Origin of the sequence: Pseudomonas sp. A2, from assembly GCF_023100865.1 — a bacterium.
Lineage (GTDB): Bacteria > Pseudomonadota > Gammaproteobacteria > Pseudomonadales > Pseudomonadaceae > Aquipseudomonas > Aquipseudomonas asiatica.
Map to the genome: position 1 here is coordinate 4,599,470 of NZ_CP039127.1, position 23,803 is coordinate 4,623,272.

Sequence of the window (23,803 nt, forward strand, 5' to 3'; positions counted from 1 at the left end):
ATGGCCAAGAGACCCATCGTCATCACCGATGCCAGCGACATCACTACCGAACTGGTTCTGCAACTCGGGAGAACGCACTCCGCCAAGGACCTTCGCAGCGTCCAAACCCGGCTCACCTCCATCGCAGGTGATCTGCGCAAGTTCGGGTATCACTGGAATAAAGAGTCTGGGCTACTCGGAAAACTCGGAGAGCACCTGACCGATGCTCAACGGCAGCTTCTGCTCGACGCATCGCGCCTGGTTGAATCCATCGGCAACAACGTTACTCATGCCAAGGAAAAACTTGTTCGGACCGAGAAGGACACGAAACGCCGGCAAGATGCCCGTGATGCACTGGCGAAGCAGCTCGTTGCGCGTACATTCCCCTTGCCCACCGAAACCCATGAAGAACGGCTCGAGACGATCAAGGCTGCACTCATCCTGAATCGTGCACGACAGTTCCATACCTCCTACAACCCATCTGAATTCAACCTCTACGTCAGGAGCGATCTGAAGACGCCTGATCGACTCTACGGGGCCTCACCTGAGCAACACCGGGTCGGGAATATCCAAACACTCCGTTACTTCATGATCAGCGACCTGACCAGCCACCTTGCTTATGACGATGGTTCGTCGGTTGAGGAACGTCTGCGACTCCTGCAGGAGAAAGTGGCCGAAGCTGTTGGCCTGGCTGCCTTGACAGCAGACGAACGCGAGACCCTGCGCCTGTGGAAAGAGGCTCTCTCCCCCGATGGGGCGAAGCAGGAGGGCCAAGCATGAACAACGTCAGCCAACAGCAGCTCGACCTTCTCTGGCACACCTTGGGTCTGTCCGCCGAAAACAGACACCGGCGCACAGTTAGCCGCAATTACTTTCTCACAAGCCCAGGTTGCAGCGATGCACGACAGCTCGACGTGCTCGTCGCAGCAGGGCTCATGTCGTGCGGAAAGCCTCCAGCTTTTTGTCCCCAGGATGAAGTTGTTTATCGCGCTACGAGTCAGGGCCAGCACTTCGCAGAGACCAGCCTCCCTCCGCTACCAAAACTCACTCGGTATGACGAGTTTCTGGATGCAGACAGCGGGCTTGAGTTTCACGAATGGCTCGGGATCGAAAAACCCACGATTGAGCATCGTTGTAAGTCATTCGGCTACAGCGAAGTGGGCAGCCTGATCTCTATAGAGTCCGGCTGTCGCATGAGCTCAAGCCGTGCTACGGGCGAGTGGTGCAAGACCAAGAAAGACGCCAAGGCCAGTTACAAAGCGGCCTTAGCGGCTTCGAAGGCTCATCGCGCGGAGGCTGCATGATGAATCCTGCCTCTATTTCCCAGTTCGCTGGCACGCTTTGCCTGTACCTCATGAACTGCTCTGTGGCACTGGCGACCGCCTATGGCTTGGGTTCGATCTTCAAAGCCCCGCTCGCCGAAATCGCTCTGCAGGGTTCGGTCTACTCGGCCTATGCGCTCGGCACGGTCGGGACGCTGAATCTCCTGGTGCTGATCGCATCAGCTATGCGTGGACAACCTCGCCAACTTGGGGAGGGCTCCTGATGGACAAGCAGAAGATCCTCGACAAAGTCACCAAGCTGATGGCCTTGGCCAACAGCCCAGGGGCAAACACGAACGAGGCAGCAATCGCATTGCGCCAGGCCCGCTCGCTCATGGCCCAGTACAACATCGACGCAGACGAACTGCGGGCCAGCCAAGTTCTTGAAGCAAGTATCCCCACGGGCACACGTCGATCCCCAGCGGATTGGTTGCATGCCCTCGCCGGAACATGTGCAGCCGCATTCGACTGCAGCCACCTCTCTTACTACCACCCATTGAAGGGTTACTGCTTCAAGTTCCTGGGCAAGGGTATCGGTCCGGATCTGGCTGCCTATGCCTACAGCAGCCTCGTCCTGCAGTTACAGAAAGCACGTCGCGAGCATGTCTCGCAGCAGAAACGGTGCCAGCTGAAGACCAAACGACGCCGCGGCCAACTGTTTGCGGAGGGTTGGATTGGAGCAGTGGCCTACAAAGTTCGAGAGTTCGCGGGTGACCTGGCTCCGGAGATCAAGGCTGAGATCACGGCCTACTTGACCGTGCATCACCCTGACTTGAAGCAAAGCGACATCACGCCAAGCGAAGCCAAAGGCCACGATCGTAGCTCTCTGTACGCAGGTATTCGGCAAGGCCGGCATGCTCAGCTCCACCACGGAGTTGGCCGCACCGAACAGCCTGGCATTTCCCACGGGGGTGCCAGATGACCGACCTGAGCTATTCACCTCCTCACTCCATGGAGGCGGAACAGGGCGTCCTGGGCGGGCTGATGCTGGACAACGAAGCCTGGGATCTCGTCGGTGACCTACTGCAGGCAGATGACTTCTTTCGGGGCGAACACAGGCTGATTTTCACCGCTATCCAAGAACTGTCAGAGAAAAACAGCCCTTTCGACGTGGTCACGATTTTCGAGCAGATGGCCGTCCCCGAGGAGGTTGGAGGACTTTCCTACCTGGCAGAGCTGGCCAAGAACACCCCGTCTGTAGCGAATATCCAATCGTATGCGGAGATCGTGCGTAATCGCGCACACCTTCGTCGCATCATGTCCCTGTGTTTCCAGGGGACACGGGATGCAGCTGAACTTGCTGCTGACGCGGCGGAGGTTCAGGACACGCTCGAGCAGAAGCTGTTCGCGCTGGGCGAAGGTCGCGTTGTACGTGAATTCGCCAACATGAACGAGGCACTGCTCTCTGTCGTCGACAAGATCGACGCGAATTTCAACGGTCATGTGACCGTAACGGGGGTGCCAACAGGCATCACCGATCTCGATGAAATGACGCGCGGCCTGCAGCCAGCAGACCTGATCATCGTCGGCGCGCGCCCATCCATGGGCAAGACCTCGTTCTGCTTGAGCATCGTAGATGCCGCGCTGAACAGTAAGCCTGACGAGATCGTGCTGGTTTTCAGCATGGAGATGCCTACCGAGGCCCTCATCTACCGAATGCTGGCAATTTTGGGCCACATCGACCTGAGCAGGCTCCTGTCCGGTCAGTTGCAGGACGAGGACTGGCCCAAACTCTCCGCCGCCGTGCATCGCATGAGCGCATACGGCAACCGTCTGGTCATCGATGACAGTGCAAACCTCACTCCTGCTGCGATGCGCGCCAAGGTTCGACGCGCTAGCCGGCGCTTTGGGAGGCCCTGCTTGATCATGGCGGATTACCTGCAACTCATGCGCTGCCCTGGGCAAGAGAACCGGGCCAATGAGATCAGCGAGATATCTCGTTCCCTCAAGGGAATCGCGAAGGAATTCAACTGCCCCTTCGTAGCTCTTTCTCAGCTCAACCGGGCTCTGGAGCAACGTCAGAACAAACGACCAGTCAACGCCGATCTGCGCGACAGCGGAGCGATCGAGCAAGACGCCGACATCATCCTCTTCGTGTACCGAGACGAGGTGTACAACGAAAACACCGAGTTCAAGGGGATTGCCGAGCTGATTATCGGCAAACAACGCCAAGGGCCTACGGGCTATGTACGCGCAGCCTTTATCGCCAACCAAACTCGCTTCGCAAACCTCACTGCTGACCATTGGCAAGGAGCTGCCGCATGACGCTCACAGAATCCCATCTGATTACGCATGGCTGCCTTAACTGTGGCCGGCACTTCGCGCTTCATCAGGTACGGCAGGTGCATCCTGCTGAGCATACCCCTGAAGGTGAGGCAGAGGTTCTGGTATGCCCGGTCTGCGGCAGCTATGACCCCGTTCCTCTCTCGGAGGTGCCCAATGCAGGCTGAGCAGATCTACCCTTCGATCCCTGCAATCGCAAACACCGACCAATCGGCCTTGGCATTCGCGCACCAGTCTGGCGTAAACGCGGTTTGGCTGGATGCTCTCAGCCAGGTTGTCTCACGGCTCACCCAGTTCGGTGAAACCACGGTGCCTGTTGAGCTGAATGAGGCTCTGCAAGAGCTTGCACAGCTGCAGTACGTCGAGCTGGAAAGCCATGATGCTGGAACGCTGGCAGCGACCCTCCTTGGCCAACCAGCCCTGCTGACCAATTACTTCTGGTCAGTATGGGTACCAAGGCACCTCCTGAGCTGCGGTCTGAAGGTTGCAGTAACCCCCCATCTGACCAGCTCCGTGGACGAGGCTCATCACTGCACCGTGGTCTTCCGGATTCCTGGATCGCGCGAGACTGCACGTGAGTTCCTCACCGACCTGGCCACCCAATATCCGGGCTGCACCCCGGAAATCGTGGCCATCCAAGCGGGTGATGCACTTTGCCCGAAGGAGGCCGGATCCAATGCGTAACCTTCTTCGCGGCGCCCACGACAGTGTCCGCCGGCTTGCTGAGTTTGCCCTCTCCGAGGGCTGGACTCTCTCCAGGTCCAATAGCGGCCACCTGAAGTTCAGCAAGTCCGGCTTCGCACCGATTTTCACTTCCTGCACACCTAGCGACCACCGTTCCGAGCGCAACACCCGGGCGTTGCTTCGACGTGCGGAAGTCCAAAACAGCTCCTCGCGGGGGATTCAATAATGCCGATCCGACACGTAATTATTCACCAGCTCGACAAGCAGCCCGACGGCAGCCCCGCCGTCCTTCATGCCCGTGACACTGAGCTCCCACCGTCCGATGCTATCGTGAGTCTCCAGGGCGACCTGAACGACAGCTACAACGCCAAGCAAGGCAAAGCGTGGGGCTTCTTCCATGGGGAGTCGGGTGCGTACCCATTCAGCGGTTGGCTGAAACAGTACCTGGAGGAGCAGCAAGACTTCACCAGCTTCAGCCGTGTGTCTGTCGAACACCTGCAGAAACTGCTTGAAGAGGTCAACCTGTCCACCGGTGGCCACGTGTTCTTCAGCCATTACCAACAAGGCTTGACTGAGTACTTGATGATCGCTGTCCTCCAGCAGGTCGAAACCGTCAGCCTGGACGGTGATCTTAATGTTGTAGCCTCTCGCTACCTGGACACCAGCAACTTCTCCTGCGCGGCCCGGATCAACCTGAGCGAGTGGCGCAACAACCCTAACTCGAAGCAGTACATTTCCTTCGTTAAAGGCAAAAACGGCAGGAAGAGTTCGGACTACTTCCGCGACTTCATCGGGTGCCAAGAAGGCGTCGACGGGCCAGGTGAAACCCGCACGCTTCTCAAGGCATTCACCGACTACGTCGAGAAAGAGGATCTCCCAGAAGAAAGCGCCCGGGAGAAAACCCACGCGCTGCTCGACTATGCCACCACCCAAACGAAGCTGGGGCAGCCCCTCTCTCTTCAAGAGCTGTCCCAGACTCTCGATGAAGACCGCCCTCAGGCGTTTTACGACCACATCCGCAATAGCGACTACGGCCTATCCCCTGAGATCCCGGCCGATAAGCGCACACTCAACCAGTTCCGCCGTTTCACCGGCCGCGCCGAAGGTCTGTCGATCAGCTTTGAGGCGCACCTGCTCGGTTCCAACGTCACCTACGACGCCGACACCGGCTCGCTGACGATCAAGAACCTGCCCACTCAGCTCACCGACCAACTCAAACGCCGCCAGTAAGGAGAACCACCATGAACGCAACCAATTCCCGTACCGCTGACAAGTTCGTGGTTCGCCTGCCGAATGGCATGCGTGAACAAGTGGCAGAAGTCGCCCGCAAGAACCATCGTTCCATGAACAGCGAAATCATCGATCGCCTCGAGCAATCGCTACTCAACGGTCAATTTGAGCCGGCGCAGAAAGCCCAGGGCGACGGCGCCAACGCAGAGGAGTTGAGATCCGAGCTGACCCGCGCATACCGGATCATCGATCGCCTGTTGCAAAATGCTGTTCCAACTCAAGACGACATTCAGGAAGTGCTGCACCTGGTTCGCCACTCTCCTCTGGCTCACCCGCACGTTGCTGCGGTAGGAGCTTGAGATGGCCGCTACAGACCTCAAAGCCAAGCTTCTCGCTCCAGGCTTCACCCCTACAGGCACCACCGCGGCCATGAGTGACCCTATCGCGGACACCCCATTGGTGCTGACTGTCGAGCAGGTCCTCCCTTGGGAGGATAACCCTCGTACCACTCGCAACCCACGATACGATGAACTCAAGGAGTCGATCCGCCACCGTGGCCTCGACACCCCTCCGCCTGTAACACGCAGACCTGGAGAGGAAAAATACCGGATCCGCAACGGTGGGAACACGCGAATCACAATTCTGAAGGAGCTGTTCCAGGAAACTGGCGACGAAAGGTTTCAGAGGATTAATGTTCTGTTCCGCCCATGGGATCAGATCCGAGGCGAGATCGTGATGCTCACCGGTCACCTGGCCGAGGATCTCAAAGGTGAGCTCAAATTCATCGAGAGAGCTGTCGCGGTGGGTCGAGCGAAGGCGCTTTATGAGGAGGAAAGCGGCGAGACCATTTCCCAGCGCGAGCTCGCTCGACGCCTATCTAAAGATGGGTACCCTATTTCTCAGTCCCATATCAGCAGGATGCTGGATACCCTGCAATTTTTGCTGCCTGCAGTGCCTGGTTTGCTCTACTCCGGTCTCGGTATCGACCGGATCACGAAAATAATCGCGCTGAGAAAATCTGCATTGGCTTGCTGGGACAAGCATTACAGCAATGAAGGCGTTGACTTCGAAATGCTGTTCCAGGACGTCCTTGCCCAGTTCGAGGGAGAAGCGGAAGAATTCCTGTTCCAGCGCTTCCAGGACGAGCTCATCGGCACGATGAAAAAATCGCTGCAGCTCGGCTACGAGGACATTCTGCTGGAGATTACCCAGCAGCAGGATAAGCTCCGTCGCTCAACGCCAGTGGTAGAAGTGCCGAGTACCGGCAAGTCCAGTAATCATCCCGCCAGTCTTTTGGGTACTGGTACAGCTTCACCGGTACCGGTACCGGCATCGCAACAGCTACCTGAAGCTACTGGGAGTTCGCCGAAGCCTTCTCAGCCTCCCCACCAGCCAGCTGCTCCAATGCCGGGAGCTTCGCTCACACCAGAGCAAGAGCAGGAACGGATTGCAGGGCATATCGCGTCCCCAACGAACCTCAGCCAGCGGGTGATCGAGACAAAAGCGAAGGTTGCCGCCCTCAGCGGGGAAACGCTGCCCGATTTCAACTCGAACTGCCTGGTCGCCATCCCCGTGCAAGCCGGCGGACTGCACCCCATTACCGACCTCTGGTACATCGAGCGTCAGATTGACCAACCTGGCGAGTTGCGCAACCAGGTAGCCCAACTGGCCGTGGAGATCCTCGAATCTGTCAACGGCCCTGGCGATATCCAGGTAATCGATGGAGGGATCGGGTTCAAGTACAAACAGCCGGAGACCGAAGTTGAAGTCACTGCAACAGCTCAACATACGCTGACACTGCTTCAGTCATTGAGCGGTGCGATGGCTATCGCACTCAAGATGCTGAACGAGCAACCAAACCCTGCCAGTGCATTGGGCGAATTTGAGTTTGCTGCCGGCCTGGGCCAACTGCTGCTGGGCCAACCTCTGGGTGCTGAGCAGGCACCAGGTGACGAAGGTCGTTTGAGTGACGGTGCGCTGGTCAAGTTATTCCGCATCATTCGGCTGGCTCGACGCCTGATCGACTTGGAAATCGAAGAGTTCAAACGGTCCTCGCCAGTCCAGGACAACTGAACACTCGATGAGATGAATGGGAGGGAGTCTCAATGTCCAAGTCAACACTTAACGAAGCGGTTCTCTCACAGCTGCTTGACCTCATGCGTAACGGTCAACTTCAGCGCTGTGTAGAGATGGGAGTTGAACCAGAGGTGCTGGGCCAGATCCAGCACCCAACAGTCCTCAGTTTGCTCCGCAATACCCCTGTTTCATGGGTCAACGTGTCAATCAACAGCTCAATGATCCTCAAGCTGCTGACCGGCGCCGCGCGTACAGAAGAGGAAACTCGGCTTATCGAGCGCGCGATCCGGCTGGGGGCCACGACCAGCTTGCTCGGCAAGTTCTTCGGGCTCACACCTCAAGAGATAGCCTTGCAGCGTACCGTCATTGGGGTGCGTGCCCCACGCGGTCGATGGCCAGAGCTCTCTGAAGATCAGGATCACCATATTTGGCATCGCTGGACCAAGTTGATGGATGAGCACCGCGTCGAGCTCGAGGACAGCTTGGCCATGCTCGACGTGGCCATGCTGGTTGCCGAGGAGCTGAGCACGGACGGTCTCACGCTTGCGCAGATCTGGTCACGGATCACTCAGTGGGTCGAACAAGGCTTGTATCCAGGCAGCACTGAACGCTCCCGAGTCACTGAGCGACGACAGCTCACCCTTTTGGATGAGGGCGGCCTACGTCATGTCGATGAAAGCGGCACCGCCTCTATCCATCCTGGAGAAGGCGATCAGAGAAGATGAAGCTCACACGGTTCCCGATTTCCACGCTCCTAGATTCGGCCTCGGGGCAACTCGAGGCCCATGTGCAGAAGAAGAGAGCTGAGGACACCGCCCCTACTGCAGCGCCTGCTACACCCTACTCCGGGATAATTTTCAGCGGAAATCCGCATGAAACGGTCCCGCGTAAACTCCTACTCGACAATCGGTTGACCCCCTTGGAACGCAATTGCTGGCAAGTCTTTCGACTGCTGGTCAATGAAGATGGAATCACGGCTTTCCCCACCTATGACCAACTGCGGCCCTACCTCGGCATGAATCCAGGTAAACACGCCTCTAGAGAAACCGTGGCAAAAGCCTTGACGGTGCTCCGTCTGACCCGCTGGTTAAGCCTGGGCCGGACGGTGCGGAATGAGATCAACGGCCAGGTTCAGGGGAACGTCTACCTCCTACACGACGAGCCTGTCACGCCGGCGGAGGCCCTGGAGTTCGACAAGGACTATATGACCTTGCTGATGCAATCCATGGAGCATCAGAACAAAGCGATCAAGGACATCGCGGCAATTACCTGGAGAGAATTCACCAGCGATCCAGACGTTGGGCGACGACTTCCCTCGCGCATTGACACGATTAGCGATCGACTGAACGCCCAGACCTGGGCAGTTGAAACCAAACAAAATGCACTGCCTGCGCCTGAGTTCGGAATCCGAACTCAGCAAGACTTAGCCGTGGATGGACTGAGTTCGGAATCCGAACTCAGTACGAACTCAGCGAAACAGGGGGCCCTCCCCCTCAGTTCGGATTCCGAACTCAGCCTGAAACCACTGAGTTCACCCTCAGTTCGGATTCCGAACTCAGCTAGTACGTATACAAATACAGACAAGTCTGTATCTAAAAGCTCTGTACAACCGCGCGAGAGTGCAGGTGTGAACTGGTTACTTGCCCTAGATCTCCTCAAGCCAGAGGACCGTGTGAAGGCACGTGAGATCATGGGGCCGGTACCGGAGAATCTCCGAGAGGCGGTGATCAACCAGTGGAAGCATCGCTGTACTAGCGGGAGTGTCGCCAAGCCCCTCGCGTACCTGACGAGCCTTGCAGGCAAGGCCATACGGGGTGACTTCAACGCAGAGTGGAGCCCTACAGCGCCTGCTGCAACTCCGACGTCATCGCCAGCGGCCAGCGTGGTAGCACGGCCCACTCAGCCCGCCGTTCCCAAGCCGGCACCGACAGCGACTGCGATGCAGACAGCAAATTCCGCGCTGACCTCGCTGCAGGCCCTGCTTGACCCTCGACGCCGCGTGGAGCCCACCGATGAGTGATTGGATGGGTTCTACGATCACCCTGGGATTTGCCTCTGTTGTGATTGGTATGCTGGCGGGCCGCGTTTGTACCTGGGGCGCTTGCTGCCTACCTGCACTCCTCAAGCGCCAATGGCAGCGGGATGCACGGGAACTGCTGGGGCTGGATTCAGAGAAACATTCCGACCTTCAACCGGCCAGAACCCCTTCGCGAGTAATCTGGACCGCGCAGATTAGCTGCGCTGCGTTGTCACTCGTGGTGACAATGCATTTTGGGCCAACTATGCAGGCCTTCTGTGCCCTGCTGTTTACCTGGATGCTTCTGGCTTTGAGCTTGATCGACAGTGAGCACCACCTACTGCCGGATTCGCTGGTAATACCAGGACTCTGGGCCGGCTTAGTCCTCAACTCCTTCGGACTGTTCACGGTACTGCAGGACGCTCTTTGGGGGTGTGTCGTTGGCTTTGGCTTCTTCTGGTCTGTGAGTCAACTAACCGGACTAATCACTGGCCGAGAAAGCATCGGTAGAGGCGACATTAAGCTGTTGGCATTGATGGGTGCGTGGGGTGGCCTACAGGTACTTGGCTGGACTGTAGTTTGCTCTCTGCTAGGTGCAGGTCTAGCCGCAATGCTTCTCATACTCCTGGGAAAGCGATCTACCGACGCAAGAATTCCATTTGGTCCGTTCATCTCCGCCGCAGGCTGGAGCGCATTTGTGATTCTAACTCATTGATTAATAACCCATGGACCATTAGTCGAGTGATGCGGCCCGCATCATTCACCGGCATCGACACCGGCGCGAGCCAGGTCGAGTGGTTCCACCGGAATCCCCTGATAGTGAGGCCCGCATCATTCACTGGCACCGACACCGGCGCGAGCCAGGTCGAGTGGTTCCACTGGAACCACCTGACAGTGATGCGGCCCGCATCATTCACCGGCACCGGCACCGCCGTGAGCCAGGTCGAGTGATTCCACTGGAATCGCCTGATAGTGATGCGGCCCGCATCACTCACCTGATTCGACACCGGCGCCGAGGCCGGGTCGAGTGGTTCCACCAGAATCCCCTGATAGTGATGCGGCCCGCATCATTCACTGGCACCGGCACCGGCGCGAGCCGGGTCGAGTGGTTCCACCAGAATCCCCTGATAGTGATGCGGCCCGCATCATTCACTGGCACCGGCACCGGCGCGAGCCAGGTCGAGTGGTTCCACTGGAACCACCTGACAGTGATGCGGCCCGCATCATTCACCGGCACCGACACCGGCGCGAGCCAGGTCGAGTGATTCCACTGGAATCGCCTGATAGTGATGCGGCCCGCATCACTCACCTGATTCGACACCGGCGCCGAGGCCGGGTCGAGTGGTTCCACCAGAATCCCCTGATAGTGATGCGGCCCGCATCATTCACTGGCACCGGCACCGGCGCGAGCCAGGTCGAGTGGTTCCACTGGAACCACCTGACAGTGATGCGGCCCGCATCATTCACCGGCACCGGCACCGCCGTGAGCCCGATCGAGTGTTGTCACCGGCACCACCTGGGAGTGTTGCGGCCCGCAACACCAGGATGGTGTGCGCCGACTATGACAAATCCAGCACCCCGGGTTCTTCATTTATTACTGCGCGCCCAACAGCCTAAAAGCAGCATGGACATCGTTCACCCACCTTATATAAGGAAACCATGTCCATGGCTGACAACTATCAGCTCAACATCGGCTCCCTCAGGAGCCAGGTCCAGCTGACTCTCCACACCCACCATGCTGCCCGAATCTGGCTGGGCCGCCAGAAGACCGATGACAAACACAGCATCCTCGGGCTGGCGGGCTTCTGCCTCAAGATCAACCAGATCGACCGTGGAGCGGCCCAGGACGACCCATACTCGGACTGGTGGATGATCAGGATCGAAGAGAAGATTCAGGAAGTGGACGATGCCCTGAAGGCCATCGACAGCCGCCTGGATGAAGTGATGGCCCAGTTGCCCAAGGCGCTCGAAATCGGTGAGAACCTCTCCATTCAACCGCTGAAGCTGCCACTCTTCATTTCCAACCCGCTGGGCTTCAAGGGCGTCCATCTACTGACTCAATACGACGAAGTCGTCCGCCGCATCCTGCTGGCTCAGCACGTCGCCATGATCGGCCGCCGCGATGGCGAGATCTGGATAGACGAGGGTGCTCACCTGCTGCGCAGTCTTTTTGGACTGGCCCAGCTCCATCGATTCTCCGGTGCATCGCGTGACGACTTCGCCGCCAACAATGCACGGGCTGAAAACGCGCGCGAGATGTACAAGCGCTACGGCGACATCCCCCAGGACATCCTGGAAGGCACCCGCAGGTCGAACTTTGCCCCGCCCATCCGCCGTGGTTCCGCAGACCCGGTCGAGGATCTGGATGACGATCTCGAAGGCGAGGCCTGATCCTGATGCGTTTGGACCCCCAACCCATGGAGGCCCTGCAACAGGGTGCCTTCAAACCGCTGCAACAGGGTGCCTATCAGGCGCTGCAACAGAGTGCCTCACTAAAAGGCCTTTTAAAGCCCTTTAAAGGTAAGGGGGAGCTGATCCAGTTGGCGGAGCATTGCGCATCGCTGGAGGCAGGGTTGCGCGCCATTACCCAGGAAGTGCTGGCCCAGGTCCGTCAACATCCATTCGCCCTGCTGCCCGTCAGGCTCATCGAGCAAAACACAGCGGCTGGCACAACCTTTCTTCGCTGGCAAAGCGTGCAAGGTCGGCGCATGGGTGTCGGCGTATGGGCCCAGATGATCCACGCCCCCAAAACACCAACCCACTTGCTGCAGGACCTGTTTGCCCTGGAGCAACACCGAATCACCCTGAACATGCAGATCAGCCTCATCCACTCAATCGGCAAACAGGCCGCCGAGTGCGCAGAAAAAATGGGGCAGGCCGAGGCCGAATATCAGGCTCGACTGCAGCAGGTCATGAACCCACCTCAACACTGAACGGAGATACACCATGGGTACACCAGTAGTTTGGGAAGGCAACGTCGGCAACGCTGCCGAGCACCGGTCGTTCGCCAACGGCAACAAAGATCCGCGGCACATGCTGCGACTCAATGTGATGTTCGACAACTCGATCCCTGATGGCCAGGGTGGCTACAAGGATCGTGGTGGCTTCTGGGCCAACGTCGAATGGTGGCACCAGGATGCCGAGCGGTTCGCAGCGCTGTTCCAGAAGGGCATGCGCGTTGTGGTGATTGGCCGCGCGATCATGGACAGCTGGACGGATAAACAAAGTGGCCAGGAGGTGTCTGCGCTCAAGGTCGAAGCCAGCCGGATCGCGATTCTTCCACATCGCATCGAGCACGTATCTCTGTCTGGCGGCGGCGGCGGTCAGCGTCCGACCAACCAACCGCAGGGTCAGGCGCGCAGTCAGACCAGCGGTGGCCAGGCTCAAAACGTGCCTCAGCCGAGCCCCGAGGACATGCGCCACTACGGCGAAGGCTTTGACGACGACATCCCTCTGTAGCCCCCCCTTAATTTGGCGCGCCACATCGCGAAGCTCCTGGTGACAAGGATGTCACTACGAGCTACCCCTCCCTTCGATGAAGCTTCGCCGTAGAAACCCAACTACATCTTGGCAGGCATTTTTCAGGCGCCGTTCGTGAAGTTGCCGATGACAAGGACAGCGCCTCGCCACCTATTTCCGCTTCGAGGTAACGTCCCGTGCACCACGACTACCCGGAATATCCATCCGTCAAAGCGACGGTAGACTCCTCGCGCTACATGGAAGCCGTACATGCTCTCGAAGGCGTTCCCCAGGTCTTTTGCGACGGCGAAACCATCCTCCTGCCCGAGGCTGAGGTGAAGGCCATCGAAATGCTTCGCTCCCAGTTCAAGGCCACCTTTGAGTATGGGCAGGCCGAGGAGTATCAGTTTGCGACCAAGGCCCGGGATGCAGGAGTGACGGCTGAGCTCCTGCGACTTGGGCAGGCAGTTTGCGACATCACAGGCCAACACGCTGAGGTGATGGTTCGTGCCGCATTGGAGGACCCCAGCGCGACGCTGCTGGCTTGGTCGGCACTCTACCGCTCAAGCATGATTCCCCACTAGGTCTGGCACACGGGCATTGGTGTGGGGCCTAATTTTTCCGCCGCCATTCGTGAAGTTTCTGGGAGCCAGAACAGATCGACGCGACCGCCCACTCGACACTTGGCGTCAGATGCCACACAACTCCTGGCGGCCAGAACCTACTGCCCAGGGTCGCGCGCCTCGGGAAGCTCCCGCAACCAGGACGGCAAGTCGTGGCCGAAGGGGCGCTGCAAGCAGCGCTTGCCCAGGTCAGGAGGCGGTTGAAATCGTCGCATTGGCAAATTACCATTTCCTGAAGGCATCTCCACCCTACAGCTGCTAACGTGTTTAAAAATTAGCTACTGGAGTCGAAAAAAGCGCCTTGTCGCGAGGCTTCCGGTATCAAGAATGTTTGAGGCGTGATCTGCCCGGCAGGTGCAGGGGCACTGATGAGGAGCATTCGATGCAGCATGTAGTGGCCCAGGAGCGAAAAGCGGATAGGCGCCAGTTCAACAACCCCCATCCTGCGGTGGAGGCTGCCGGAGTGGAAGCCGCCGAGAAAGGGCTGCCCGTGTATGCTTGTCCCTACAAGCACCCCGCCATGTTGGCCTCTTGGCTTAAAGGGTACAATCGAGCCCAGCAGCTCATCCTCAGCCTCTGACCTCTTGCTCTTACAGCCTCCAGCTTGCGGTGGCCTTCACAGCCAACCTGCTGATTTTGTCTTGACACCCCTCCGCCTTCTCCCTAGAATCACCGCCCAATCGCGCCTGAACCTCTGGTGCTGGCTTTGTCCAGTATTATGTTTGGGCCTTCTTTTATCTGGAACATGGATGTTGCAGCAGCTAGCCCCTCCTAAGCCATTCAAAAATTATTCCGAACTGGTTGAGCTACTGATTACCAGAGGCATGCTCGTACCTGACCCCAACCGAGCAGAACGGAAGATTTCACAGATCGGCTATTATCGGCTCAGTGGTTACTGGCAGCCCGCGCGCGACTTTGATAGGGACGAGCAACAGAATGTCCTTATCTGCCAAGTAACACGCAAACCGCGTAGAAAAAGCAATTTTCTACCTGACACAACCTTCAATGACGCCGTCGATCTTTATCTTTTTGATAAGAAACTTAGACAACTCATGCTTGACGCGATTGAACGGATTGAGATCCAGGTCAGGACTGTAATTGCTCACGAGGTTGGCTACCACTCACCAATGGCGTATACGGACTCGCAGTTCATTCGCCCTAAACAGACCGAAGACTGGAATGACCGCAAAACTAACCAAAAACGAAATACTTGGTTAGAGTGGCAAAAACGCCAAAAAAATCTGTTGGATCGTAGCCAAGAAGACTCCATTGAATGGCATAGACGCGCGCACAAAGCTATTCCGTTCTGGGTAGCTGTGGAGGCATGGGATTTTGGTACACTATCGAAATACTTCGAAATCCTCAAAGGCAACCATCAAAATCGCATTGCGGCTCGACTAGGTATTAGTGATACCCACGTGCTAACTCAGTGGCTACGAGAGATAAATACCTTGCGCAACAGGTGCGCACATCATACTCGTATTTGGAACCAAGTAGCGGCCAACCCGCTCTCCGTTCTTGACAACCCTTATTTTCAAAACCTGGCGCTTGACCAAAATGCCCGATCTCGAATATTCGGGCTAATCAGCGTCATCTGGCTGCTTGTTCAACGCTTGGGGCCAAGTTCAAGCTGGATAAAACAGGTCGCAGATCTACTCGACTCTAAGCCCTCCTTGCCTGGTTGCCAATTCTCCTCACTTGGGCTTCCAGAAGCTGGATTCCCCAGGAAGCTCTTTGGAATCTGATCAAGGAGACTAAATTGCACCACTCCTCATCACGCAATTCATAAAAGCAATCCCAACGAATTCCCGCCCTTTCAGTTGACCATTTCGCGTTGTGCCGCCTCCGGCCGGCGGCAAGAGTGCGCTCTGTTCGAACTGTTCAGGGTCACCTTATGAAACTCATGATCATCGAGGCACCGGGCAAGCTGAAGAAGCTAGGGCCCATGATGAAGAAGATCCGGCCTGGCGAGCAATGGACGGTTGTAGCCACTGGTGGCCACATCCGAGACCTCCCTGAAAAGGGGATGGACGAGACGATGATCACCACTGGGGTGCTCAAGAACCTCCGGCCGGTGTACGAGATGCTGCCCAAGAGTGCCCGCAACGTCAGCACGATCCGCAAGGCGCTAAAGGACGCCACCGAGGTTTATATTGCCACTGACCCGGATCGCGAAGGTGAAAGCATCGCCTGGCACATTCAGCAGGCGCTGCGCATCAGCGAGTACAAGCGCGTCACCTTCAATGAAATCACACAGAATCGTGTGCGGGAGGGTTTGGCTAACCCCCGCAAGATCGACGGCCAGCTCGTTGCTTCACAACAGTGCCGTAGGGTGCTCGACCGCTTGGTGGGCTACCCCGTCACTCAGGAGCTGCGCCGAGTCATGGGGCAACCCACGTCTGCGGGCCGTGTACAGTCACCTGCGCTCTACCTGGTTGTACTGCGCGAACGGGAGATCCGCAACTTCAAGGTCATCCACCACTTCGGCGCAGAACTGACCTTCAGGGACGAAGCTTCCAGCTTGGCCTGGACTGCCGCATGGCAGCCGGTGCCGGATTTTGCCAGCAAAGAACACCCTTACGTCCAGGACGGCACGCTCGCCGCCCGGGTCGCCGCCACCCGTGCAGTTATCGTGGAATCGTGCGAAGACGGCAAGAAGCGGCGTCCGCCGCCCGCACCGTTCATTTCGTCCACTTTGCAGCAAGCCGCCAGCGTGGCGTTGAAGTGGGACCCCGACAAGACGATGCAGATTGCGCAACGCCTGTACGAGCAGGGTGTCATCACATACCACCGGACGGACAACCCCAACCTGGCCGATGAGGCCATGCCTGACATCCAGGCTGTCGCACGACGCCAGGGGCTCGACGTTGTAGACGAACGCCGGACGTTCAAGGCAGCAGACAGCGCACAGGAAGGTCACCCTGCGATCGCGCCAACCGCTTGGGATGATGAGGTTGCGGGAGAGTCTTCCGATGAACAGGCGCTGTACAAGCTCATTCGGATCCGCGCACTGGCCAGCCAGCTCGCCGATGCCATCTACGACGTGCGTACCGCAAAGTTGCTGGCCAAGGGGCCGGATCAAAGGCCGCTGCGCTTCGCTGCGACGGGTAGCTCGGTAGCCTATCTCGGCTGGATGAAGCTCCTGCAGCAAGACGACACGGATGAGGAGTCGACCGACCTGCCCAAAAATCCAGTGCCGGCGCTGCAACCTAAGCAGATCCTCAACGTACTCCAGGGCGAGGTGTTGAACCAGAAGACCAAACCGCCAGGGCGCTTTACTAAGGCCAGCTTGATCAAGGAACTGGAGCGTCGTGGGATTGGCAGGCCCAGCACCTTCTCCGCGATCGTTAAAAACATCACCAGCAAGGGCCTGGTCGTCGAGGAAAAGCGCAAGCTGGTACCAGGACCGCTGGGAGAGGCTACCGTCGCCCAGCTGGAAGGCCGATTCAGCTTCCTCGAGCTGGCTTTCACGAGCACGCTGGAGAAGGACTTGGATCGAATCGCCCGCGGTGAGGATAGGTACGGCCCTGTGGTCGCCAAGTTCTACGAGCACCTCCAGAGTGAGCTGGAAAGCCTCCGACAGGCGCCCACAGTGGCGATGAAGGCGCGGTCGCCTGAATCCTCATCGGGCGCCCAGGACGGCTACTCCTGCGGCAAGTGCGGGATGCCTCTCGCGCGCCGACAGAAGCGCGGCGATGGCGGTTACGACTTCTGGGGATGCACCGGGTTCAAAGCGAACAACTGCCGCGTGAGCTACCCCACAGTGGGCGACAAACCTGATATGACCAAGCCCAGGGGCATGTAGGCGAAATGTTTCGAAGGCGGTAATCCATTTCTCCTGTAGCAGGTTTCCCCCAACTGCCAATCTGCTCGCTCTTACGGGTGCGGGTAGGCGCACCTTGAATGATGACGAGTTGACTACTCATCCTCCCGGAGGTGCTTGTGGCCCGTTCCAAGAAAGTCATTGACCGGTTGAAGGCCGAGCAGGCGGACAATCCGAAGGTCCCTCATTATGAATCCCGGCCAGGCGAGTCGTGCTGGCCGTTACAACCTGACGACATCAAAACCGCTGGGTACTGGAAGCAGGAACGCAGACGTGTGCCGAAGGGCTCAGAGCCTGCGGCGTACGTAATCAGTGGCCAGGGAGGGTCGCTTCATGGCTCAGTACTCTTAACCCGATGGGTGCCTGCCTACCACCTGGACCAGACTGTGCCGATGAAGTCCAAGAGCGCGGACGCCAATTGAAACGGCCACGCCTCCTCAATAGCCAACCAGTGTTGCTCGAAGCCGCCGTATTCGACGGCTACGACATGGGCATCCTCATGCCTTACATTGAAGGCGCAAACAAGGTCATGTTCGCACGGAGCGGGTTCTTCATTCGCCGCAGTGATCACCCGCTCTGCCGCTACTGGCGCGTGCCCAAGGCCAAGCTCATCGACGAGCTGGACCTGGTGTACCACCAGCTGATCGAGCTGGCCGGTGGCAAGGTCACTGAGTCATGGCAGGCCTTCCGCCAGAAGATCGAGAGCGCGCTGGCCAACCCACGCCGGGACGCGTTCATCTCGGGAATGCTACTGCGAATTGCCCCGCTCGCCGACGGCGGTGTGCTGCTGTCCGGAGATTATCATCCTGGAGTAGTTGCAGTGGCCCGCCGGATGCGGGGAGTGTTCCTGGGCAAATCCAGCTCGTGGCGAGTCAACGCCACCGCCGAAATCCTGCGCAGCAACCTGGTCCTGGAGCTCGGTCTTGTGGAGGAGCAGTTCGAGATCCTGGACGTGGTACAGGAGCTCCTGGGCGATGGCTCTGTGGTTCCAGCAGCAGACATTCCACGCATCAGCCTGGGCGGTGCTCCTCAGGAACCCTCGACAGCCGCCAGCGGTGAGGAGAGCTCCAACGACATCTACCTCGCTGCCGTCTCGCCGATTGAACGCACCGAGTTCTCAGATGCCACGATCGCCCAGGCCCTGGTCGGCTATTCCCTGCTCGATCACCAGCCTGCTGGCATCGCTCACCTGCTCCAGCGCACCAGCGCACTGCTGGCTGATGATATGGGCCTCGGCAAGACGCGCCAGGCCATTATCGCGGCGCATATCAGTGCAGCCGGTCGCCCGATCCTGGTGGTGACCCTTTCCTCGTTGCTGATCAACTGGCAGCGCGAAATCCTGGCGGTCTACCCCGACGCGACAGTCGCTGTGCAGAAGCACGACCCGCTGGTCCAATGGATGCTGATCAATTACGAGCGTCTCGGCGACTACGTGCTGCTGGCTGAGCATTACCACGTTCTAGTGGTCGACGAGGCGCACCAGTTGAAGGAGCCGACTGCCGAGCGTACACGCCATGGCTTCGATATCGCAGCCAAGGTGCCGAATCGCTATCTGCTGACAGGCACGCCTGTCCTCAATCGCGAGACAGAGCTGCACACCCTGCTACGTCTATCGGGGCACCCGGTCGGCCAGTTGCCCCTCAGCGATTTCTGCGAACGCTTCGCCGGCAGCCCAGAGTTCCGGCAAAACCTCCGGGCAGAACTGGGCGACTGGATGCTTCGCCGGCGCAAAGACGTTCTGCCCGGGCTCAAGGGTAAGCACCGGCAGTTGCTGCCCGTGGCGATGGGGGTGGAGGAGCGGAAGAAGTACGACAGCATTCGCCTCGAGGACAGGCCCATCTTTGCCAGGCTCGGCGCGCTTCGCCATTACCTGGAACAGGTGAAGGTCAGAGTCGCTATGGACCTGCTGGGCGAGCTGGACCCCGAAGACAAGGTCATCCTGTTCTGCGAGTTCAAACCCACCGTCGCGCGCCTCAAGGAGCTGTGCGATGCAGCCGGTATCGGGAACGTCACCCTGGTCGGCAGTGACACACTCACCAAACGCCAGAAGGCGATCGACAAGTTCCAGGGCGACCCCGACTGCAGGGCTTTCATCTGCACCACCCAAGCCGCCGGTACCGGCAACAACCTCACGGCCGCCAACTACGTCTTCTTCCTGGGCCTGCCCTGGACACCCGGACAACAGGATCAGGCCGAGGACCGGGCGTACCGGAATGGTCAGCTCAGGACGGTGATCGTGAAGATCCCCCTCGTGGAGAACAGCATCGATCAGCAGCTCTGGCAGATGCTCTTAGCGAAGCGCCAAGTCAGCTTGGAGCTCATTGAGCCGGAAGAGCAGCAGGACGCGCTGGCCAAGGCAATGCTTGCAGCGACTATCCAATAAGTAGGATCGCTTGGGAATCACAGTTTGAGCTCATGAATGATATAGCTCCGAAACTTAACCCTTTCAACGCGAACCCAATGACTACTACCAACCTAAATCCTTGGAAAACAGGCCGATGCATTGCTGCCAAACATGGGCCATCAGATTATACCGGCGTCTCTCTGTAACTTGGCGATATAGGAGTTCAACGCCTTAGCAAATACTGGCAGGGTCTCATTCACAAAAACCCAATCAAAAGTCAGTAAGGCGCTGGTCCATCCTACGCTGTAGATAACCCCATCCTCACCGATTTCTTTGTCCCCATGAGTCATGTTGAAGCTTTCGTGATCAAAGTGGGCACCATGCTTGTCTCTGTATCCCTTCGCGGCCTCTAGAAACTCATAAAACTTGACTTTAACGTCACCTGAGAAGGCCTCAGAAATCACCTCAGCGACAATCGGCTCCCAAAACGATTTCTTATTTCCCGCAATAACCCCGGGTTTACCCCAACCAGAATTAAAAATAGTGCACAACTTTATAATGATTTCTTCTGTGATTAATTCATCAATAAGGTGAACATCGTGAACATCAGGAAACAAGGAGCCATGCTCTGATTCAAAACTATCTAATGCCTCGCCCTCAAGTCGCAGACCAGTTTTTAATCTGCGACGTTCCTGATCATACAGCTCAGTAATATTTTTTGGCCTTCCAGTTCTGCAGAAGCGGTCTACTCGTTGCATAAGCGCCAGGAGATCCAAAACCCTAGCCAGTGCTATTTGCCACAAATACAACCTACCTAGTGTTTCTTTCATGGTTATCTTTTTTAATTTGGTATTGAAGCGGACATGATCGCCGACCTGGGCGGTGATGAAATGCACTTTAGGCCAAGAGATACTCTCAGCGATAGGCCGATCAGCCTTACGCCAAGAAAATCATGCCCCCCTGGCCGCTGCCGAGGGCACCCAAGACAACCCGTTGCACGAACTCATCAGCCCACCGGAAAAATCTGGTCCTGCGAGATATTGATTTCCAGCTGCGCGGAAAGCTATCGGCTGTCACCGTTGCCTTCAATGACTACAGGGGGCCTCATGATCAGGCAGTTGACCACTCTCTCGCTCGCCGCACTCGTTGCGGGTTGTGCGATTCAGAAGGCTGAGCAGCCGCCGAAGCCGGCGTTCGATAGCAGCCGCAATCCCGAATGGCTGTCTCCGGACATCTACCCGAACGGAGCAAGTCCGGAGAAGGAACCCGTCGTTCGGTATGGCCGCTACACCTTGGTGAGCACCCAACCCGACGCGAGCCAGCGCGACCTGATGGCACAGATCATCGACGTGACCATCCCATCGAGCATGAACCCCAGCGTTCGGGACGCCATGCTCTACGTGGTCGACCGGTCAGGTTACGCCCTCTGCCCGCCCAGCTCGCAACACGTCAACATCCTGTACACCCGACCTCTGCCAGCAGCCCAGTACAAGCTCGGCCCAATGACTCTGCGAAACACCCTGCAGGTCCTCGCGGGCCCGGCCTGGCAGGTGAAAGTCGATGAGGTGAACCGTCAGGTGTGCTTCGTGCTTCGCCCCGGTTACCAATTGCCAACCCCGTCGACGCCGGCAGGCCAACTCTACGCCGACAAAGCGCGGGCTCCTGGAACCAGCCCCGCCACACCAGCCTCGACGCCAGGCGTAGTCGTCGCCGCAGTGCCTACTCCCGCCCCCATCTCCACGACTACACCCGCTGTCGCAGCCCCAGCGGCAGTGGCTCCCGCGCTCCCCCCAATGGCACCCGCCAAGGATGGCTCTATCCCGGCTGCGATGGTAACCACCGCGGCTAAACCTTCGACACCTGCGTCCCCAGCACCGAATGCGCCCAACCAACTTGCAGCATCCAAGCCAGCGGCTGCCGTGACCACTACAGCAGTGGTGGCCCCGGCCATCGAGGTCAAGCCCGCCACACCACCCCGGCCGCTGCCCCAAGTATGGACGGCCGAAGTTGGATCAACCCTGCGCGATACCGTTGAAGAATGGGCCAAAAAAGCCCGGTGGCGGGTGATCTGGGCCCAGGAAGACCTCAACTATCCGATCGAGGCACCGCTGCACTTCGAAGGCCCGTTCCAGGAAGCCATTAAGCAGCTGTTCCCGCTCTACGACAATGCCCCGCGATCCTTCGTCGTCGACGGTAGCGAAGGCTCCCAGAGCGTCTTGTACGTCGCTGAGAGGAAGAAGAAATGAACAAGTTTTCTTGGGTCCGCTGGGCATTGACCCCGATCGCCTTGGCCCTGCTGAGCAGCTGTGCCGTGCAACGGGTTAATGAGTCGTTCGACCGAGCAGAGTTCCAGGGCCGCACGGCTGGCCAGTACACCAAGTTCCTGCAGAACCAGCAGCCACAACAAAACCGCGACACGGTCGTTTTCAGCAACAAGCCCTGGGTTTCCACTGAGCCGCTGGTGACCAGGCGCGGGCTCCCGTTCAGCCTGGACCGTGACATTGCCTATCGGCCTGCAGGCCCAGTGTCGATCACCGACGTGGCTCAGCTGATCACCAAGGAAACCGGGCTGCAGGTCATTGTAGCGCCTGACGCATTGAACCCCGGGATCCTCTCCTCGAAGTCTGCCGGCACTACCGCTCGCGGCGCCGCTCAGGCTGTACCTGATCCAGACAGCCTAGCGGGTCTTCTGCCAAATGGCATGGCGGGGGCAATGCCTGGCAGCGCAAGCTCATTCGACTTGGGCCTCGGCAGCGGAGGACTGATCTCCGGCCTGAACTACAACGGCAAAACCTCCGGGCTGCTTAACCAGGCCACCTCACGCCTGGGGCTGTCGTGGCACTTCGACCCTGAGCTGCAGGGCGTGCGCATTACCTACTTCGACACCCGCACCTTCGACGTCTGGACATTCGGCGACGAGTTGGAGATCGAGAGTACCGTCAAGTCGGGCCTGCTGACCTCCACCGGCAACGGCGACTCGGGCTCTTCGACATCTTCGGGGGGAGCCACGGGTGAATCCGGCAGCAACCAGAGCACCAAGTCGACGTACAAAACCTCACTGATGAGCGACATCGAGAGCAACGTCAAGGCCATGCTCAGCATGCAGCCTCCAGGGCGGCTGTATCTCTCTCGCTCTACCGGCACGCTCACCGTCAGCGACCGGCCGGAGGTGCTGAATCGAATTTCGGCCTACCTGAAAGATACCAACCGCAGCATCACTCGACAGGTGCTGTTCAACGTCAAGGTCTACGAGGTTAACTTCAGCGACAGCGACCAGACGGCTGTCAACTGGAGCGCTGTCTACAAGTCCATCTCCGGGAAATGGGGCTTCGGCCTGAGCAACACCGTCGCCGGCATCAGTTCCGAGGCGATCTCTGCCAGCGGCAGCATTCTGGATACGTCCAGCTCTCCGTGGGCAGGCTCCAAGGCCGTCGTGCAAGCCCTGTCAGAACAGGGGCGCGTCTCCGAAGTGCGCTCGCCATCGGTGACCACGCTGAACCTGCAGCCGGCACCGATCCAGATCGGCAACGTCCAAAGCTATGTCGCCTCCAGCTCGACCACCACCACCGCTTCCGTCGGTTCCAGCACCGCACTGACACCGGCGACGATCACCAGTGGCTTCAACATGATGCTGCTGCCCAAGCTCCTGGACAAAGAAAACATGCTGCTGATGATCACCCTCAGCATCAGCAGCAAGCCAATCTTCAAGGACTTCGAGAGCAACGACTCCAAGGTCCAGACCACGGACTACGACACCAAGAACGTGGCGCCCAAGGTCCGTCTGCGCAGCGGTGAGACACTGATTCTGACTGGGTTCGACGAGAACGGGGATGACGCCCGTAAATCCGGCGTTGGCAGTCCTAGCTTCTTTGGCTTGGGCGGTGGGCGAACCCGCTCGACGTCCCACAGCGCCCTGGTGGTACTGGTGACACCAATCGTCCTCCCGGACAACCTGTAAGTGGC

The 23,803-nt window shown here is 58.3% G+C and carries 25 protein-coding genes; 22 read left to right on the forward strand and 3 right to left on the reverse strand.

Going from position 1 to position 23,803, the window contains the following annotated elements; genetic code table 11:
- The 12 genes from E5221_RS21265 (at position 1) to E5221_RS21320 (ending at position 9,594) form a co-directional block, all read left to right on the forward strand.
- The gene (locus E5221_RS21265) at positions 1 to 759 is read left to right on the forward strand and encodes a hypothetical protein (protein WP_023628763.1); all 759 of its coding nucleotides are present in this window, start codon (positions 1 to 3) and stop codon (positions 757 to 759) included.
- Positions 756 to 1,283 (forward strand): hypothetical protein, encoded by a 528-nt coding sequence (locus E5221_RS21270; protein WP_023628764.1) that lies wholly within the window; start codon positions 756 to 758, stop codon positions 1,281 to 1,283. The genes E5221_RS21265 and E5221_RS21270 overlap by 4 nt, the downstream gene beginning before the upstream one ends.
- Positions 1,280 to 1,525, forward strand: coding sequence for a hypothetical protein (locus E5221_RS21275; RefSeq protein WP_023628765.1), 246 nt, complete (start codon positions 1,280 to 1,282; stop codon positions 1,523 to 1,525). Before E5221_RS21270 ends, E5221_RS21275 begins: the two co-directional genes overlap by 4 nt.
- Positions 1,525 to 2,223 (forward strand): DUF2786 domain-containing protein, encoded by a 699-nt coding sequence (locus tag E5221_RS21280; protein ID WP_023628766.1) that lies wholly within the window; start codon positions 1,525 to 1,527, stop codon positions 2,221 to 2,223. The genes E5221_RS21275 and E5221_RS21280 overlap by 1 nt, the downstream gene beginning before the upstream one ends.
- On the forward strand, positions 2,220 to 3,566 hold the full coding sequence (gene dnaB, locus E5221_RS21285; RefSeq protein ID WP_028692976.1) for a replicative DNA helicase: 1,347 nt from the start codon (positions 2,220 to 2,222) through the stop codon (positions 3,564 to 3,566). Before E5221_RS21280 ends, dnaB begins: the two co-directional genes overlap by 4 nt.
- 174 nt (positions 3,567 to 3,740) lie before the next feature.
- Entirely contained in the window at positions 3,741 to 4,268 is a 528-nt protein-coding gene (locus E5221_RS21290) for a hypothetical protein (protein WP_028692975.1), read from the forward strand.
- Positions 4,261 to 4,494 carry a hypothetical protein gene (locus tag E5221_RS21295; RefSeq protein WP_023628768.1) on the forward strand — a complete coding sequence of 78 codons (234 nt, stop codon included), beginning with the start codon at positions 4,261 to 4,263 and terminating at the stop codon, positions 4,492 to 4,494. The genes E5221_RS21290 and E5221_RS21295 overlap by 8 nt, the downstream gene beginning before the upstream one ends.
- Positions 4,494 to 5,498 (forward strand): nucleoid-associated protein YejK, encoded by a 1,005-nt coding sequence (yejK, locus tag E5221_RS21300; RefSeq protein ID WP_023628769.1) that lies wholly within the window; start codon positions 4,494 to 4,496, stop codon positions 5,496 to 5,498. Before E5221_RS21295 ends, yejK begins: the two co-directional genes overlap by 1 nt.
- A gap of 11 nt (positions 5,499 to 5,509) precedes the next feature.
- Positions 5,510 to 5,857, forward strand: a complete 348-nt coding sequence (locus tag E5221_RS21305) for an Arc family DNA-binding protein (RefSeq protein ID WP_023628770.1) — start codon at positions 5,510 to 5,512, stop codon at positions 5,855 to 5,857.
- 1 nt (position 5,858) lies between these two features.
- Complete coding sequence (locus E5221_RS21310; protein WP_023628771.1) at positions 5,859 to 7,571, forward strand: ParB family protein; 1,713 nt, start codon at positions 5,859 to 5,861, stop codon at positions 7,569 to 7,571.
- A 32-nt stretch (positions 7,572 to 7,603) separates the two neighbouring features.
- A complete protein-coding gene (locus E5221_RS21315; protein ID WP_023628772.1) occupies positions 7,604 to 8,299 on the forward strand; it encodes a DUF2857 domain-containing protein in 696 nt (231 codons plus the stop codon).
- Positions 8,296 to 9,594, forward strand: coding sequence for an STY4528 family pathogenicity island replication protein (locus E5221_RS21320; protein WP_023628773.1), 1,299 nt, complete (start codon positions 8,296 to 8,298; stop codon positions 9,592 to 9,594). The genes E5221_RS21315 and E5221_RS21320 overlap by 4 nt, the downstream gene beginning before the upstream one ends.
- A gap of 665 nt (positions 9,595 to 10,259) precedes the next feature.
- On the opposite strand, the gene E5221_RS21325 is transcribed toward E5221_RS21320, so the two are convergent.
- Together E5221_RS21325 and E5221_RS21330 are read right to left on the reverse strand one after the other, a co-directional pair.
- The gene (locus tag E5221_RS21325; protein ID WP_143524245.1) at positions 10,260 to 10,628 is read right to left on the reverse strand and encodes a hypothetical protein; all 369 of its coding nucleotides are present in this window, start codon (positions 10,626 to 10,628) and stop codon (positions 10,260 to 10,262) included.
- Positions 10,583 to 10,942, reverse strand: a complete 360-nt coding sequence (locus tag E5221_RS21330) for a hypothetical protein (protein WP_123902454.1) — start codon at positions 10,940 to 10,942, stop codon at positions 10,583 to 10,585. Before E5221_RS21330 ends, E5221_RS21325 begins: the two co-directional genes overlap by 46 nt.
- Before the next feature lie 314 nt (positions 10,943 to 11,256).
- Between E5221_RS21330 and E5221_RS21335 the strand changes: the two genes are divergently transcribed.
- The 8 genes from E5221_RS21335 to E5221_RS21370 all read left to right on the forward strand — a co-directional run bounded on the left by E5221_RS21335 (position 11,257) and on the right by E5221_RS21370 (position 19,879).
- Positions 11,257 to 11,982, forward strand: coding sequence for a PFL_4669 family integrating conjugative element protein (locus tag E5221_RS21335; RefSeq protein ID WP_023628776.1), 726 nt, complete (start codon positions 11,257 to 11,259; stop codon positions 11,980 to 11,982).
- Positions 11,983 to 12,008: 26 nt separating this feature from the next.
- On the forward strand, positions 12,009 to 12,524 hold the full coding sequence (locus tag E5221_RS21340; protein WP_230852995.1) for a DUF3158 family protein: 516 nt from the start codon (positions 12,009 to 12,011) through the stop codon (positions 12,522 to 12,524).
- A gap of 13 nt (positions 12,525 to 12,537) precedes the next feature.
- Positions 12,538 to 13,050 (forward strand): single-stranded DNA-binding protein, encoded by a 513-nt coding sequence (locus E5221_RS21345; RefSeq protein ID WP_023628778.1) that lies wholly within the window; start codon positions 12,538 to 12,540, stop codon positions 13,048 to 13,050.
- A 197-nt stretch (positions 13,051 to 13,247) separates the two neighbouring features.
- Complete coding sequence (locus E5221_RS21350; RefSeq protein WP_023628779.1) at positions 13,248 to 13,634, forward strand: hypothetical protein; 387 nt, start codon at positions 13,248 to 13,250, stop codon at positions 13,632 to 13,634.
- A gap of 421 nt (positions 13,635 to 14,055) precedes the next feature.
- Entirely contained in the window at positions 14,056 to 14,253 is a 198-nt protein-coding gene (locus E5221_RS21355) for a CrpP family ICE-associated protein (RefSeq protein ID WP_023628780.1), read from the forward strand.
- Between the two features lie 169 nt (positions 14,254 to 14,422).
- Positions 14,423 to 15,418: an Abi family protein gene (locus tag E5221_RS21360; protein ID WP_023628781.1), complete on the forward strand. Its 996-nt coding sequence runs from the start codon at positions 14,423 to 14,425 to the stop codon at positions 15,416 to 15,418.
- Between the two features lie 149 nt (positions 15,419 to 15,567).
- Positions 15,568 to 17,478, forward strand: coding sequence for a type I DNA topoisomerase (gene topA, locus E5221_RS21365; RefSeq protein ID WP_023628782.1), 1,911 nt, complete (start codon positions 15,568 to 15,570; stop codon positions 17,476 to 17,478).
- A 436-nt stretch (positions 17,479 to 17,914) separates the two neighbouring features.
- Entirely contained in the window at positions 17,915 to 19,879 is a 1,965-nt protein-coding gene (locus E5221_RS21370) for a DEAD/DEAH box helicase (RefSeq protein ID WP_023628784.1), read from the forward strand.
- A gap of 140 nt (positions 19,880 to 20,019) precedes the next feature.
- Here the strand turns inward: E5221_RS21370 and E5221_RS21375 are convergent, their stop codons facing one another.
- Positions 20,020 to 20,670: a hypothetical protein gene (locus E5221_RS21375; RefSeq protein WP_023628785.1), complete on the reverse strand. Its 651-nt coding sequence runs from the start codon at positions 20,668 to 20,670 to the stop codon at positions 20,020 to 20,022.
- A gap of 276 nt (positions 20,671 to 20,946) precedes the next feature.
- Between E5221_RS21375 and E5221_RS21380 the strand changes: the two genes are divergently transcribed.
- Together E5221_RS21380 and E5221_RS21385 are read left to right on the forward strand one after the other, a co-directional pair.
- Positions 20,947 to 22,086 (forward strand): TcpQ domain-containing protein, encoded by a 1,140-nt coding sequence (locus tag E5221_RS21380; protein ID WP_038707446.1) that lies wholly within the window; start codon positions 20,947 to 20,949, stop codon positions 22,084 to 22,086.
- The gene (locus E5221_RS21385) at positions 22,083 to 23,798 is read left to right on the forward strand and encodes a PilN family type IVB pilus formation outer membrane protein (RefSeq protein WP_023628786.1); all 1,716 of its coding nucleotides are present in this window, start codon (positions 22,083 to 22,085) and stop codon (positions 23,796 to 23,798) included. Before E5221_RS21380 ends, E5221_RS21385 begins: the two co-directional genes overlap by 4 nt.
- Positions 23,799 to 23,803 lie beyond the last annotated feature (5 nt).